Origin of the sequence: Aquabacterium sp. (genome assembly GCF_034003525.1) — a bacterium.
Lineage (GTDB): Bacteria > Pseudomonadota > Gammaproteobacteria > Burkholderiales > Burkholderiaceae_C > Aquabacterium.
Window position 1 is genome coordinate 81,197 of the sequence record NZ_JAVEYN010000002.1, and the last position, 12,880, is coordinate 94,076.

Here is a 12,880-nt window from a genome sequence, read left to right on the forward strand (position 1 = left end):
ATGCACGCCCTCTTCCCCGCCACCGTCCCCTGGGCGGTCCTGCCCATCTTTGTCTACACCTTCGGTGTGGCCCTGGTGATGCCGGTGCTGTCGGTGGCGGCCCAAAGCCTGCTGCCCACCATGCGCGGTCTGGCCGCCTCCGTACAGAACTTCGTGCAGATGCTCATCTTCGCGCTGCTCAGCGGCTTCGTCGCCCCCGCCTTGTTTGACAGCGCCTTGCACCTGGCCGCCGGCCTGGTCGTCGGCGTGACGCTCTCGGTCGGCTTCGCTTGGGCCTTTGTCGCCAGCCAGGGCAGCGCGCCCCAGCCCTGTCCCGTCCCGGACTGACCCCGCAGACCGCCGCATCCGCCTGTCAACGCCCCTCACCTTGCTCGCTGCCCGTCCTCGCCGACGGGCGGGCGTGGCGCCCCTCAACCTGGCGCCCCTCACCAGATTCTCATTGCCCCCGCCTAGCCTGGACGTCCCACCATGAACCGAGCTCCCATCCAGTCCCTTCTGGTCGCCAACCGCGGTGAAATCGCCATCCGCGTCATGCGCGCCGCCACCGAGATGGGCATCCGCACCGTCGCCGTCTACGCCACCGAAGACCGCTTCGCCCTGCACCGCTTCAAGGCCGACGAAAGCTACCCCATCGGCGTCGGCCAAAAGCCCATCGCCGCTTACCTCGACATCGCCGAGATCATCCGCGTCGCCCAAGCGGCAGGCGTCGATGCCATCCACCCCGGCTACGGCTTCCTCTCCGAGAACCCCGAGTTCGCCGACGCCTGTACTGCCGCCGGCATCGCCTTCATCGGCCCCACCAGCGACGTCATGCGCGCCCTTGGCAACAAGGTCTCCGCCCGCAACCTGGCCGAGGCCGCTGGCGTCCCCGTCATGCCCGCCACCCCACCGTTGTCACGCGACCCGGACGAGGCCCTCGCAGCGGCCGAGCGCATCGGCTACCCTGTCATGCTGAAAGCCAGCTGGGGTGGCGGCGGCCGCGGCATGCGCGTCATCGAAAGCGCGCAAGACCTGCTCACCCAGATGCCCGTGGCGCGCAGCGAAGCGCTGTCCGCCTTCGGCAACGACGAGATCTACCTCGAAAAGCTCGTGCAACGTGCCCGCCACGTCGAAGTGCAGATCCTCGGCGACACCCACGGCCACCTGCTGCACCTGTTCGAGCGCGACTGCTCCGTGCAGCGCCGCAACCAGAAGGTCGTCGAACGCGCCCCCGCGCCCTACCTCGACGAGGCCCAGCGCCAGGCCCTGTGCGACGCCGCCCTGCGCATCGGCCGCGCCGTGCACTACACCCACGCCGGCACCGTCGAATTCCTGATGGACGCCGACACCGGCGCCTTCTACTTCATCGAAGTCAACCCGCGCATCCAGGTCGAGCACACCGTCACCGAACAGGTCACCGGCATCGACCTCGTCAAAGCCCAGATCGCCATCACCCAGGGCGCCACCATCGGCACCCCTGGCAGCATCGTCCCGCCGCAAGGCCAGATCCGCGTCAACGGCCACGCCCTGCAGTGCCGCGTTACCACTGAAGACCCCGAGCGCAACTTCGTCCCTGACTACGGGCGCCTGAGCACCTACCGCTCCAGCGGCGGCTTCGGCCTGCGCCTGGACAGCGGCACCGCCTACTCCGGCGCCGTCATCACGCCCTACTTCGACTCCCTCCTCGTCAAGGTCACCGCCTGGGGCGCCACCGCCGACGACGCCACCGCCCGCATGGACCGTGCCCTGCGCGAGTTCCGCATCCGTGGCGTGGCCACCAACCTGGCCTTCCTGGAAAACGTCATCGGCCACCCGCTGTTCCGCAACGGCCAGTGCACCACCCGCTTCATCGACCAGACGCCCGAGCTGCTGCGCTTCCATCCCCGCCGCGACCGCGCCACCAAGCTGCTGCGCTTTCTCGGCGAGATCAGCGTCAACGGCCGCCCGGAGATGAAGGGCCGCACGCTCCCCGCGCTGCCCCTGCCGCAGCCCACCCTGCCCCACTGCGACCTGCGTCAGCCGGTGCCCGCCGGCACCCGCGACCGCCTGCGCGAACTCGGCCCCGAGGGCTTCGCCCAATGGGTGCTGGCACAGCCCCAGGTGCTCCTCACCGACACCACCATGCGCGACGCCCACCAGTCCCTGCTGGCCACGCGCATGCGCACCCACGACATGGTCAAGGTGGCCCCGCACTACGCCCACCTGACCCCGCACCTCTTCTCGCTCGAATGCTGGGGCGGCGCCACCTTCGACGTCGCCATGCGCTTCCTCCACGAAGACCCCTGGCAACGCCTGGCCCAGCTGCGTGAAGCCGCCCCCAACATCCCGCTGCAGATGCTGCTGCGCGCCTCCAACGCCGTCGGCTACACCAACTACCCCGACAACGTGGTGCGCTACTTCGTGCAGCAAGCGGCCCAGGGCGGCGTGGACATCTTCCGCGTCTTCGACTCGCTCAACGCCGTCGACAACATGCGCGTCGCCATCGACGCGGTGCGCGAGACCGGCGCCCTGTGCGAAGCCGCCATCTGCTACACCGGCGATCTGCTTGACACCCGCCGCAGCAAGTACAACCTCGGCTACTACGTGCGCATGGCCAAGGAGCTCAAAGCAGCCGGCGCCCACCTCCTGGCCATCAAGGACATGGCCGGCGTCTGCCGCCCCCGGGCCGCCTACGCCCTGGTCAAGGCGCTCAAGGAAGAGACCGGCTTGCCCATCCACTTCCACACCCATGACACCAGCGGCCTCGCGGGCGCCAGCGTCATGGCCGCCATCGACGCCGGCTGCGACGTCGTCGACGGCGCGCTCGACGCCATGAGCGGCCTGACCTCCCAGCCCAACCTGGGCAGCCTCGTGGCCGCCCTCGAAGGCGCCCCGCGTGAGCCCCAGGTCAGCCTCGCCGCCCTGCGTGACCTGTCCCACTACTGGGAAGACGTGCGCCGCGCCTACAGCCCCTTCGAGAGCGACATCCGCAGCGGCACCTCCGACGTGTATCGCCACGAGATGCCCGGCGGCCAGTACACCAACCTGCGTGAACAGGCGCGCTCGATGGGCCTGTCCTCGCGCTGGCCAGACATCGCCGAAGCCTATGCCCAGGTCAACCTGCTGTTCGGAGACATCATCAAGGTCACGCCCACCTCCAAGGTCGTGGGCGACATGGCCCTCTTCGTGGTCGCCAACGGCCTCACGCCGGCCGACGTGCTCGATCCCGCCAAGGACCTCGCCTTCCCCGAGTCCGTCGTCTCGCTGTTCAAGGGCGAGCTGGGCTTCCCCGCCGATGGCTTCCCAGCCGCGCTGCAAGCCAAGGTCCTCAAGGGCGCGGCGCCACTGACCGGCCGTCCCGGCGAGCACCTGCCCCCCGTGGACCTGGAAGCCGAGCGCCAACATGCGGAACAGCTCGTGGGCCACAAGCTCAGCGACACCGACCTGGCGTCCTACCTGATGTACCCCCAGGTCTTCGTCACCTACGCGCGCCACCAGAAACAGTACGGTGACGTCAGCGCCATCCCCACCCCCACCTACTTCTACGGCCTGCAAGAGCACGAAGAGATCGCCGTGCCCATTGAGCCGGGCAAAATCCTCCACGTGCAACTCCAGGGCCTCACCCCGGCGGATCCCGATGGGCAATGCCGTCTTTTCTTTGAACTCAACGGCCAACCCCGCCTGGTGCGCGTCCCGCGGGCCGGTGCTGGCACCCCACACCGCCGTCATCGCCTCGCCGACGACGACAACCCCAGCCACATCGCCGCGCCCATGCCGGGCACGGTCACCCGCATTGCGGTCCAGGCTGGCCAGCGCGTCAACCAGGGGGATGTGCTCGCCGTCATCGAGGCCATGAAAATGGAAAGTCTGGTGGTGGCCGAGCGCGACGGCGTCGTGCAAAGCCTCTGCGTCCAACAAGGGGACAGCGTACCCGCCAAGGGTCTGCTCATGGAGTGGGCCGCCTGACCATGACCTCTGCCTCCCACACCGCACACCCCGACCACGCCGCCACGCTCCGGCTACTGGGTCTGGCCGGCTTCTCGGCCATGGCCGCCCTGCGCATCTGCGATGCCATGCTGCCCTCGCTGGTGCACAGCTTCCAGGTCTCCACGGGGGATGCCGCCTGGGTGGTCTCGTCGTTCGCCCTCGCCTATGGCGTCCTGCAACTGTTCTACGGCCCTCTGGGCGACGCGATGGGCAAGCTCAAGGTGATCACCTGGGCCTGCCTGGCCAGCGCCCTCATCTGCCTGCTCACGGCCCTGTCGCCCAACTTCACCACCCTGGTGATCGCCCGCGCACTCATGGGCGCCACTGCGGCCGCCGTCATCCCTTTGTCCCTGGCCTGGGTGGGCGATCAGGTGGCCTACGAGCAGCGACAGGAAACGCTGGCCCGCCTGCTGGGGTCCATCGTGCTCGGGATGATGGCTGGCCAGTGGTTCGGCGGTTTCGCCTCCGAGATGTGGGGATGGCAGAGCGCCTTCCTCTCCCTCGGGCTGGGCTTTCTCATCGCCGCCATCAGCCTGCTGCGGCGCCGTGCCCCTGCCACCTCTGCGGCATCGGCCGTGCCGCTCAGCGCCCGCGCCTCCATCGCCCGCACCACCGCGCTCTTTCAGATTCCGCGCGTGCGCTGGGTCCTGGGCTTCGCCTTGATCGAGGGGGCGCTGGCCTACGGCTGGCTGCCCTTCGCACCCGCCTGGCTGGTCAGCCAGTTCGGCTACTCCATCTCGACGGCGGCCGCCATCATGGTGCTCTATGGCGTGGGCGGCCTGCTCTACAGCCAGTTTGCGCGCCGCTGGATCACGCTTCTGGGTGAGCGCGGCCTCGCCCTGGGCGGCGGTCTGCTGCTGGCCGCCAGCGTCATCGGCATCGCCTGGTCTCCCATCGCGGCCTTGGCCATCGGCGGCTGCGGTCTCGCGGGCCTGGGTTTTTACATGCTCCACAGCACCTTGCAGACCCAGGCCACCCAGATGGCCCCTGAAGCGCGCGGCACCGGCATGACCCTCTTCGCCTGCAGCCTCTTCCTGGGCCAGGCCCTGGGCGTGCTGGTGGTCGGCCTCTTCGTCGATCAAGGCGGCCTGCTGACGTCGTTCAGTGCCATCGCTGCCTTGCTCTGCGTGACCGGCTTCGCGGTCTCGCGCGGCGTTCAGGGCCGCGTGCCCGCTGCCACCCCGCCTTCACACAACGTGAGCTGAACGGAGTCCACATGTCCCATGTCCTCATCGCCGGCGCCTCGCGCGGCATCGGTCTGGGCCTCACCCAGGCCTACCTCGCCCGCGGCGACCACGTCACCGCCATTGCCCGCCACCCCCAGGCAGCCACCGGTCTGAACGCCCTGCAGACCCAATACCCCACGCACTTGCACACCATCGCGTGTGACCTCAACGACCCGAACGCTGGCACCATCATCGTGCGGGCGCTCTCGCACAAGACCCTTGAGCGGGTCATCCTGAACGCCAGCGTCTCCGGCCCCGAAGACCAAGCCGCCTCGCATCTCGCCCCGGCAGACATCACCGACGTGTTCCTCACCAACGCCGTTGCGCCGCTGCGCCTCGCGCAAACGCTGCGCCCGCTCGTCCCCCGTGGCGGCGTGCTGGCTTTCACCAGCTCCATCCTGGGCAGCGTCGAACTGGGGCTGTCGCCAGAGTTGGGCTTGTATGGCGCCAGCAAGGCCGCGCTCAACAGCCTGATCCGCAAGTGGGCCACCGAACAGGGTGACGCGCTGGACATCCACCTGCTGGCCCTGCACCCCGGATGGGTCCGCACCGACATGGGCGGCCCCAACGCCACCCTCAGTGTCGAAGAGAGCGTGAGCGGCTTGGTGCGCGTCATCGAGCAAGCCGCCGGCACCACGGGCTGCGACTTCTTCGATCACCAGGGCCAACGCCTGCCCTGGTGAACGCGGTGAGCTGCCTGGGCAACGGCCGACAGGCTTCACATCCCGCCGGGCGCATGAAAAAAGGCCGCTGAATCCAGCGGCCTTTTTCTTGTCTGGCAAGGTTTGCCAGGCGACGGGTGCGGCGAACCGCACCCCAGGGCATTACATGCCCATGCCGCCCATGCCACCCATACCGCCCATGCCACCCATGTCGGGCATGCCACCGGCGGCTTCATCCTTCGGAGCCTCGGAGATCATGCACTCGGTGGTCAGCATCAACGAAGCCACGGAAGCGGCGTTCTGCAGAGCCGTGCGGGTGACCTTCGTGGGATCCAGGATGCCCATTTCGATCATGTCGCCGTAGGTGTCGTTGGCAGCGTTGAAGCCGTAGTTACCCGAACCGGCCAGCACAGCGTTGACGACCACGGAGGGTTCGCCACCGGCGTTGGACACGATTTCGCGCAGCGGGGCTTCGATGGCCTTCAGGACCAGCTTGATGCCGGCATCCTGGTCGTGGTTGTCACCCTTGAGGGCGCCCACGGCTTGCTTGGCACGCAGCAGGGCCACGCCACCACCGGCGACCACGCCTTCTTCGACGGCGGCACGGGTCGCGTGCAGGGCGTCTTCAACGCGGGCCTTCTTTTCCTTCATTTCGACTTCGGTGGCAGCGCCCACCTTGATCACGGCGACACCGCCAGCCAGCTTGGCCACGCGCTCTTGCATCTTTTCACGATCGTAGTCGCTGGTGGCTTCTTCGATCTGGATGCGGATTTGCTTGACGCGGGCTTCGATGTCGGCAGCTTCACCAGCACCGTCGATGATGGTGGTGTTTTCCTTGCCCACTTCGATGCGCTTGGCTTGGCCCAGGTCAGCCAGGGTGACCTTGTCGAGTGCCATGCCGACTTCTTCGGCGATGACCTTGCCGCCGGTCAGGATGGCGATGTCTTCCAGCATGGCCTTGCGACGGTCGCCGAAGCCAGGCGCCTTGACGGCCACGACCTTCAGGATGCCACGGATGGTGTTGACCACCAGGGTCGCCAGGGCTTCACCGTCGACGTCTTCGGCGATGATCAGCAGCGGACGGCTGGCCTTGGCCACTTGCTCCAGGGTGGGCAGCAGGTCGCGGATGTTCGAGATCTTCTTGTCGTACAGCAGGACGAAGGGGTTGTCCAGCAGCGCGGCTTGCTTCTCGGGGTTGTTGATGAAGTAGGGCGACAGGTAGCCGCGGTCGAACTGCATGCCTTCGACGACTTCCAGCTCGTTGTTCAGGCTCTTGCCGTCTTCAACGGTGATGACGCCTTCCTTGCCGACCTTGTCCATGGCGTTGGCGATGATTTCGCCGACGTCAGCGTCCGAGTTGGCGGAGATGGTGCCAACCTGAGCGATTTCCTTGGTGGTGGTGGTGGCCTTGGATTGCTTCTTCAGCTCGGCGATCAGGGCTGCAACCGCCTTGTCGATGCCGCGCTTCAGGTCCATCGGGTTCATGCCAGCGGCCACGTACTTCATGCCTTCGCGCACGATGGCTTGAGCCAGCACGGTGGCGGTGGTGGTGCCGTCGCCAGCGTTGTCAGAGGTCTTGGAAGCCACTTCCTTGACCATCTGGGCGCCCATGTTCTGGAGCTTGTCCTTCAGTTCGACTTCCTTGGCCACGGACACACCGTCCTTGGTCACGGTGGGGGCGCCGAAGGAGCGCTCGAGCACCACGTTGCGGCCCTTGGGACCCAGGGTGACCTTCACGGCGTTGGCCAGGATGTTCACGCCTTCGACCATGCGAGCACGTGCTTCGCCGCCAAAGATGACGTCTTTTGCTGCCATGTGTATTTCTCCGAATTCAGTAGATAGGGGTAGTGCCTGAGGTGGACGATTACTTCGTCACGACGGCAAACAGGTCTTCTTCGCGCATGACCAGCAGCTCTTCGCCGTCGACCTTGACGGTCTGGCCCGAGTACTTGCCGAACAGGACGCGATCGCCCACAGCCACGTTCAGGGCAACGAATTCGCCCTTGTCATTGCGCTTGCCAGGACCCACGGCCAGCACTTCGCCTTGATCAGGCTTCTCGGCGGCGTTGTCGGGGATGATGATGCCCAGGGCGGTCTTGGTTTCTTGTTCCAAGCGCTTGACGATCACGCGATCGTGCAGAGGACGCAGTTTCATGACTTCTCCTGTCTGTTGAGACATCGGTTTGACAATGGATGCGATGTGAGTGAATGCTCACATCAGCGGTACAAATGTGGGGTCGGGTCACCGAGGCAACCCGACCGTTAGCACTCACATCAGTGGAGTGCTAACAGATTATAGGGACGCTCCGAGACATTTCAAGAGGCCCCTTCAGGAGAAAACGGGACGAGGCCGGAGGCGCGCCTCACCCGCGCGGCGAGGGGGCAGGCCAATGGTTGGTCAGCAGCAACTCATCCAAGGAGCGCCCGTACCGCCAGTCCTCCAGCTCGAGCATCGGCGCATCGTAAAAATCGGGCACCGGCCCCAGACACAAGATGGCCACGGGCTGTGCCGTATCCGGCAACTGCAGCACCCTGGACAGGGCGGCGGGGTCGAACATGGACACCCAGCCCATGCCGAGGTTTTCGACGCGGGCCGCGAGCCACAGGTTCTGAATCGCGCACGCCACCGAGCACAGCGCCATCTCCTGGGGCATGGTGCGCCGCCCGAAAACCGTCCCATCGTCCGGAGCCAGCACCACCACGAGCAACTCGGCGCACTCTTTGATGCCCTCCACCTTGAGTTGCAAAAACTGCGACCCACGCTCGCCCAGGGCTTCGCAGGTCCGCTGGCGTTCCACCTCCACCAGTTGTGCGATGCGCAGGCGCACCCCAGCATCGGTGATGCGCACAAAGCGCCAAGGCTGCATGAGCCCGACCGATGGGGCATGGTGAGCGGCCTGCAACATACGCATCAGGACCTCCGGCTCGACTGACGCCCCCGGCGTGAAATGGCGCATGTCCCGTCGGGCCTGGATCAGCTGATAGAACCGCGCACGGTCCTGGTCGGAAAAGTGTGGCGACCCGAGCTTGTCGGCTCCGGAGGGGCCGGTGAGGCCGCCTGGGGCACGGACGTGAGGGGGAGGCAACATGGAGGGCGAGTGACCGTGAAAGGGGTCTGGGTCACCTGATTGTATCGACGTGAGGAATCGGACGTGCGGCAACCGACTCCGGCCATTGCGATCGCGACAGCCACCTGCCGAGGTCATGCAAGGGCGCCTGGGCTACACTGAGCCCACGGCACCTGCCCCGCTGCTTGGGGCCCTGCCTCTTCGTTTTGCCCCGCGTGAATGCCCCTTCGGCCCGCCCCGCCCGCCGCCCTGTGCGGCACCACGGTCGCCCGAGTGGCCCATGAGCCCGCCGCATTGCGCCGATTCACGCCGAGTGCCCGGGTTTGCCCCGCGTCACTCGCATCTCAGAGGGCACCCCAGCACATGCCGGGCTACCAGACCAAACAAGAGTGCGTCGCCATTCCTGGCGCCGACGACCTCCACATCGAATCCCTGCTGGACCGTCAGCAGTACGCTGACCCGCTGGGCGAGGCGGCCGCCCTGGGCATTTCCAGCGCCACCTGGCCCCTGTTCGGCATGCTGTGGCCCTCCTCGGTTCAGCTGGCCACGTGGATGGCCGAGCGGCCCCTGGTGCCGGGCGAGCGCATTCTGGAAGTGGGATGCGGCCTGGCACTGGCCAGCATGGTGGTGCACCGTCAGGGGGCCGACGTGACCGCCTCCGACTGCCACCCGCTGACCGAGACCTTCCTGAACCGCAACATCGACCTGAACAGCTTGTCGCCGCTGCCTTACCGCCACGGCAACTGGGGTGACGACGCCGACACAGTGGCGTCCCCGGGTCGCCCTGCCGTGTCGGGACGCTTCGACCTGATCATCGGCAGCGACGTGCTCTACGAACGTGACGAGTCTGGCAAGCTGTCGGGCTTCATCGCCCGGCACGCCCTGCCCTGCGCCGAGGTGCTGATCGTGGACCCCAACCGTGGCAACCGCTCGGCCTTCAACAAGCGCATGGCCGACATCGGCTTCACCTTGGACGAAATCAACCTCAACAGCGAAGACAGCGACGGCGTGCGCTACAAGGGTCGCATGCTGCGCTACCAGCGCGGGCACGCCTGAACCCAGACGTCAAGCGGCCGTCCCCTCGGAAGACTGTCGCACCGCCTGCTCCACCACCTCGCGAGTGAGCGGCGGCGCAAACGTTTCCATGAAACCGTAGGCGTAGCCCCGCAGGAAGGCGCCGCGCCGGAAGGCCAGCCGCGTCATGTTGATCGCGAACAGATGGCCCGCGTCGATGGCGCGCAGATTGCGGTCGCGGTCCGGGTCGAACGCGATCGACGCCACCACGCCCACACCCATGCCGAGCTCGACATAGGTCTTGATCACGTCGGCGTCCATGGCCGACAGGACGATGCTGGGCTTGAGCCCTTCTTTGGCAAAGGCCTCGTCGATGTGAGAGCGCCCTGTGAACCCTTCGTCATACGTGACCATCGGAAAGCGCGCCAGGCGCGCCAGGGTCAGCGGCTCGCCATCGAGCAGCGGGTGATCGGGTGGCACCACCACGCTGTGCGTCCAGCTGTAGCAGGGCAAGGTCACCAGCTGCTCGTACTGGTCCAGCGCCTCGGTGGCGATGCCGATATCGGCCTCGCCGTTGAGCAGCATCTGGGCGATCTGACGCGGTGAGCCCTGGTGCAGGCTCAAGGTGACCTGCGGGTAGAGCTGTCGAAAGTCCTTCACCGCACCCGGCAAGGCGTAGCGGGCCTGCGAGTGGGTGGCCGCCAGCGACAGCGGCCCCACATCGTGCGAAGCGCAGTCGCGTGCCGCCTGGCGCAGGTTCTCGGCCTCGCGCAACAGGCGCTCCACAGTGGGCAGCAACTGCTGGCCAGGGGGGGTCATGCCCGTCAGGCGCTTGCCCACGCGCAGAAACAGCTCCACACCCAGCTCGTCCTCGAGTTCGCGTATCTGGCGGCTCACGCCTGGCTGAGAGGTGTGCAGCGCCGCCGCCACCTCCGTCAGGTTGAAGCCACGGCGCACCGCCTCGCGGACCGAGCGCAGTTGCTGAAAGTTCATGCTGCCCCCGCCTGGGCCGGCGCTTCAAAGTGGCGCACACGCCGGGCCTTGAGGTGGGCCACCTGGCCGACGGTCAAGACCCCGGCATCGCGCAGCGCCGCATACTCATCACGCGAGAGCTCGACCTCGATCTCGCCCTTGCCATCGCCACGCTCGAACGCCAGGCGGGTGTTGGGACCCACGGTCAGCACATCGATCAAGGTGGCGGCCACGCTGCCCTCGGCGGGCTGTGCCAGCACCTGCACCTCGTGTGGACGCACATAGCTCACCGTTTGAGCCTGATCGCCACCCGCACCGACTGCACCCTGCGCATGGTCGCGACCATGGAACAGGTTGACGTCGCCCAGGAACTTGAGCACGAAGGGCGTTGCTGGATGGTCATAGACCTCGTCGGGCGCCCCCACCTGCTCGATGCGGCCCTGGTTCATCACCACGATGCGGTCGGCCACTTCCATGGCCTCTTCCTGGTCGTGGGTCACGAACACGCTGGTGATGTGCATTTCGTCGTGCAGACGGCGCAACCAGCGGCGCAGCTCCTTGCGCACCTTGGCGTCGAGCGCGCCAAACGGCTCGTCGAGCAGCAGCACCTGAGGCTCCACCGCCAAGGCGCGAGCCAACGCAATGCGCTGACGCTGCCCCCCTGACAGCTGATGCGGATAGCGGTCGGCAATCCAGTCCAGCTGCACCAGCTTGAGCAGCTCGGTCACCTTCTTCTTGATCTCGGCCTCGGGCGGGCGGGTGGCCTTGGGGCGCACGCGCAAACCGAAGGCCACGTTCTCGAAAATGGTCATGTGGCCAAACAGCGCGTAGTGCTGGAACACAAAGCCCACATTGCGCTCACGCACGGCGACGTGGGTGGTGTCTTCACCGTTGAACAACACGGTACCGCTGTCGGGCGTTTCCAGCCCGGCGATGATGCGCAGCAAGGAGGTCTTGCCCGACCCCGAAGGGCCCAGCAGGGCCACCAGTTCACCCGAAGGGATGCTGAGGTTCAGGTTGTCGCACACCACGGTCTGGCCGAAACGCTTGGCCAGGTTCTTGACTTCAATGCTCATGCTGCCGCTCCGACTTGCTGGGCCAGGGCCATCTGCTGATGGACCCGGCGTTCAACGATGTATTTGAGGACCAGGGTGACCAGCGCCAGGCTGGCCAGCAGGGACGCGACGGCAAACGACGCGGCAAACTGGTACTCGTTGTAGAGGATCTCGATGTGCAGGGGCATGGTGTTGGTTTCACCCCGGATATGACCCGACACCACTGACACGGCACCAAACTCGCCCATGGCCCGCGCATTGCACAGGATCACGCCGTACAGCAGGCCCCACTTCACGTTGGGCAAGGTCACCTTCCAGAAAGTCTGCCAGCCCGAGGCCCCCAGCACGCGTGCCGCCTCTTCCTGCTCCTGCCCTTGCGCCTGCATCAGCGGGATCAGCTCACGCGCCACAAAGGGGAAGGTCACGAAGATGGTGGCCAGCACGATGCCCGGCACCGCGAAGATGACCTTCAGATCGTGCGCCATCAGCCATTCGCCGAACCAGCCTTGCAGGCCGAACACCAGCACATAGATCAGACCGGCGATCACGGGCGAGACCGAGAACGGCAGGTCGATCAGGGTGAGCAACACGCTCTTGCCACGGAAGTCGAACTTCGCGATCGCCCAGGCGGCCGACACGCCGAACACCAGGTTCAGCGGCACCGAGATGGCTGCCGCGATCAGGGTCAGCCACATGGCCGAGACTGCATCGGCCTCGGTGATGGTGGCCACATAGACTTCCCAGCCCTTCTTGAAGGCTTCGAAGAAGACCGACACGAGCGGGACGAACAGGAACAGGGACAAAAACACCAGCGCCACGCCGATCAGCACGCGACGCACCCACACCGGCTCGGTGGTGGCGCGCGCCACATTGGGTGGGGCCACGCTCTGCACCGGCGCGGGATGGGCCAGAGAAACAGCACTCATGATCCAGGCACC

11 protein-coding genes are annotated in these 12,880 nt (G+C 66.5%); 5 read left to right on the forward strand and 6 right to left on the reverse strand.

All coding sequences use genetic code 11. From position 1 onward, the window contains the following. The 4 genes from RBT42_RS01845 to RBT42_RS01860 all read left to right on the forward strand — a co-directional run bounded on the left by RBT42_RS01845 (position 1) and on the right by RBT42_RS01860 (position 5,854). Positions 1 to 327, forward strand: a complete 327-nt coding sequence (locus RBT42_RS01845) for a hypothetical protein (RefSeq protein ID WP_320362057.1) — start codon at positions 1 to 3, stop codon at positions 325 to 327. Positions 328 to 468: 141 nt separating this feature from the next. Continuing rightward, complete coding sequence (locus RBT42_RS01850) at positions 469 to 3,924, forward strand: pyruvate carboxylase (RefSeq protein WP_320362059.1); 3,456 nt, start codon at positions 469 to 471, stop codon at positions 3,922 to 3,924. Positions 3,925 to 3,926: 2 nt separating this feature from the next. Continuing rightward, positions 3,927 to 5,150, forward strand: a complete 1,224-nt coding sequence (locus tag RBT42_RS01855) for an MFS transporter (protein ID WP_320362060.1) — start codon at positions 3,927 to 3,929, stop codon at positions 5,148 to 5,150. An 11-nt stretch (positions 5,151 to 5,161) separates the two neighbouring features. Continuing rightward, complete coding sequence (locus RBT42_RS01860) at positions 5,162 to 5,854, forward strand: SDR family oxidoreductase (protein ID WP_320362061.1); 693 nt, start codon at positions 5,162 to 5,164, stop codon at positions 5,852 to 5,854. Positions 5,855 to 5,995: 141 nt separating this feature from the next. On the opposite strand, the gene groL is transcribed toward RBT42_RS01860, so the two are convergent. From groL to bluB, 3 genes are all read right to left on the reverse strand, one after another. Further along, complete coding sequence (gene groL, locus RBT42_RS01865; protein ID WP_320362062.1) at positions 5,996 to 7,648, reverse strand: chaperonin GroEL; 1,653 nt, start codon at positions 7,646 to 7,648, stop codon at positions 5,996 to 5,998. Positions 7,649 to 7,697: 49 nt separating this feature from the next. Beyond that, complete coding sequence (locus RBT42_RS01870) at positions 7,698 to 7,988, reverse strand: co-chaperone GroES (RefSeq protein WP_320362064.1); 291 nt, start codon at positions 7,986 to 7,988, stop codon at positions 7,698 to 7,700. Between the two features lie 208 nt (positions 7,989 to 8,196). Continuing rightward, the gene (bluB, locus tag RBT42_RS01875; protein ID WP_320362065.1) at positions 8,197 to 8,922 is read right to left on the reverse strand and encodes a 5,6-dimethylbenzimidazole synthase; all 726 of its coding nucleotides are present in this window, start codon (positions 8,920 to 8,922) and stop codon (positions 8,197 to 8,199) included. A gap of 342 nt (positions 8,923 to 9,264) precedes the next feature. Here bluB and RBT42_RS01880 point away from each other — a divergent pair, with 342 nt between their 5' ends. Further along, positions 9,265 to 9,957 carry an SAM-dependent methyltransferase gene (locus RBT42_RS01880; RefSeq protein ID WP_320362066.1) on the forward strand — a complete coding sequence of 231 codons (693 nt, stop codon included), beginning with the start codon at positions 9,265 to 9,267 and terminating at the stop codon, positions 9,955 to 9,957. 9 nt (positions 9,958 to 9,966) lie between these two features. Here the strand turns inward: RBT42_RS01880 and RBT42_RS01885 are convergent, their stop codons facing one another. From RBT42_RS01885 to cysW, 3 genes are read right to left on the reverse strand one after another with little or no spacing between them, the layout of a single operon-like run. Next, positions 9,967 to 10,908: a CysB family HTH-type transcriptional regulator gene (locus RBT42_RS01885; RefSeq protein ID WP_320362067.1), complete on the reverse strand. Its 942-nt coding sequence runs from the start codon at positions 10,906 to 10,908 to the stop codon at positions 9,967 to 9,969. Beyond that, positions 10,905 to 11,963, reverse strand: coding sequence for a sulfate ABC transporter ATP-binding protein (locus RBT42_RS01890; protein ID WP_320362069.1), 1,059 nt, complete (start codon positions 11,961 to 11,963; stop codon positions 10,905 to 10,907). Before RBT42_RS01890 ends, RBT42_RS01885 begins: the two co-directional genes overlap by 4 nt. Then, positions 11,960 to 12,868: a sulfate ABC transporter permease subunit CysW gene (gene cysW, locus RBT42_RS01895; RefSeq protein WP_320362071.1), complete on the reverse strand. Its 909-nt coding sequence runs from the start codon at positions 12,866 to 12,868 to the stop codon at positions 11,960 to 11,962. The genes RBT42_RS01890 and cysW overlap by 4 nt, the downstream gene beginning before the upstream one ends. Positions 12,869 to 12,880 lie beyond the last annotated feature (12 nt).

Excerpts from the sequence above, each read along its gene's own strand:
- cysW (WP_320362071.1), bottom strand. The coding sequence starts at position 12,868 with ATGAGTGCTGTTTCTCTGGCCCATCCCGCGCCGGTGCAGAGCGTGGCC.
- RBT42_RS01850 (WP_320362059.1), top strand. The coding sequence starts at position 469 with ATGAACCGAGCTCCCATCCAGTCCCTTCTGGTCGCCAACCGCGGTGAA.
- RBT42_RS01880 (WP_320362066.1), top strand. The coding sequence starts at position 9,265 with ATGCCGGGCTACCAGACCAAACAAGAGTGCGTCGCCATTCCTGGCGCC.
- bluB (WP_320362065.1), bottom strand. The coding sequence starts at position 8,922 with ATGTTGCCTCCCCCTCACGTCCGTGCCCCAGGCGGCCTCACCGGCCCC.
- RBT42_RS01885 (WP_320362067.1), bottom strand. The coding sequence starts at position 10,908 with ATGAACTTTCAGCAACTGCGCTCGGTCCGCGAGGCGGTGCGCCGTGGC.
- groL (WP_320362062.1), bottom strand. The coding sequence starts at position 7,648 with ATGGCAGCAAAAGACGTCATCTTTGGCGGCGAAGCACGTGCTCGCATG.
- RBT42_RS01860 (WP_320362061.1), top strand. The coding sequence starts at position 5,162 with ATGTCCCATGTCCTCATCGCCGGCGCCTCGCGCGGCATCGGTCTGGGC.
- RBT42_RS01855 (WP_320362060.1), top strand. The coding sequence starts at position 3,927 with ATGACCTCTGCCTCCCACACCGCACACCCCGACCACGCCGCCACGCTC.
- RBT42_RS01890 (WP_320362069.1), bottom strand. The coding sequence starts at position 11,963 with ATGAGCATTGAAGTCAAGAACCTGGCCAAGCGTTTCGGCCAGACCGTG.
- RBT42_RS01870 (WP_320362064.1), bottom strand. The coding sequence starts at position 7,988 with ATGAAACTGCGTCCTCTGCACGATCGCGTGATCGTCAAGCGCTTGGAA.
- RBT42_RS01845 (WP_320362057.1), top strand. The coding sequence starts at position 1 with ATGCACGCCCTCTTCCCCGCCACCGTCCCCTGGGCGGTCCTGCCCATC.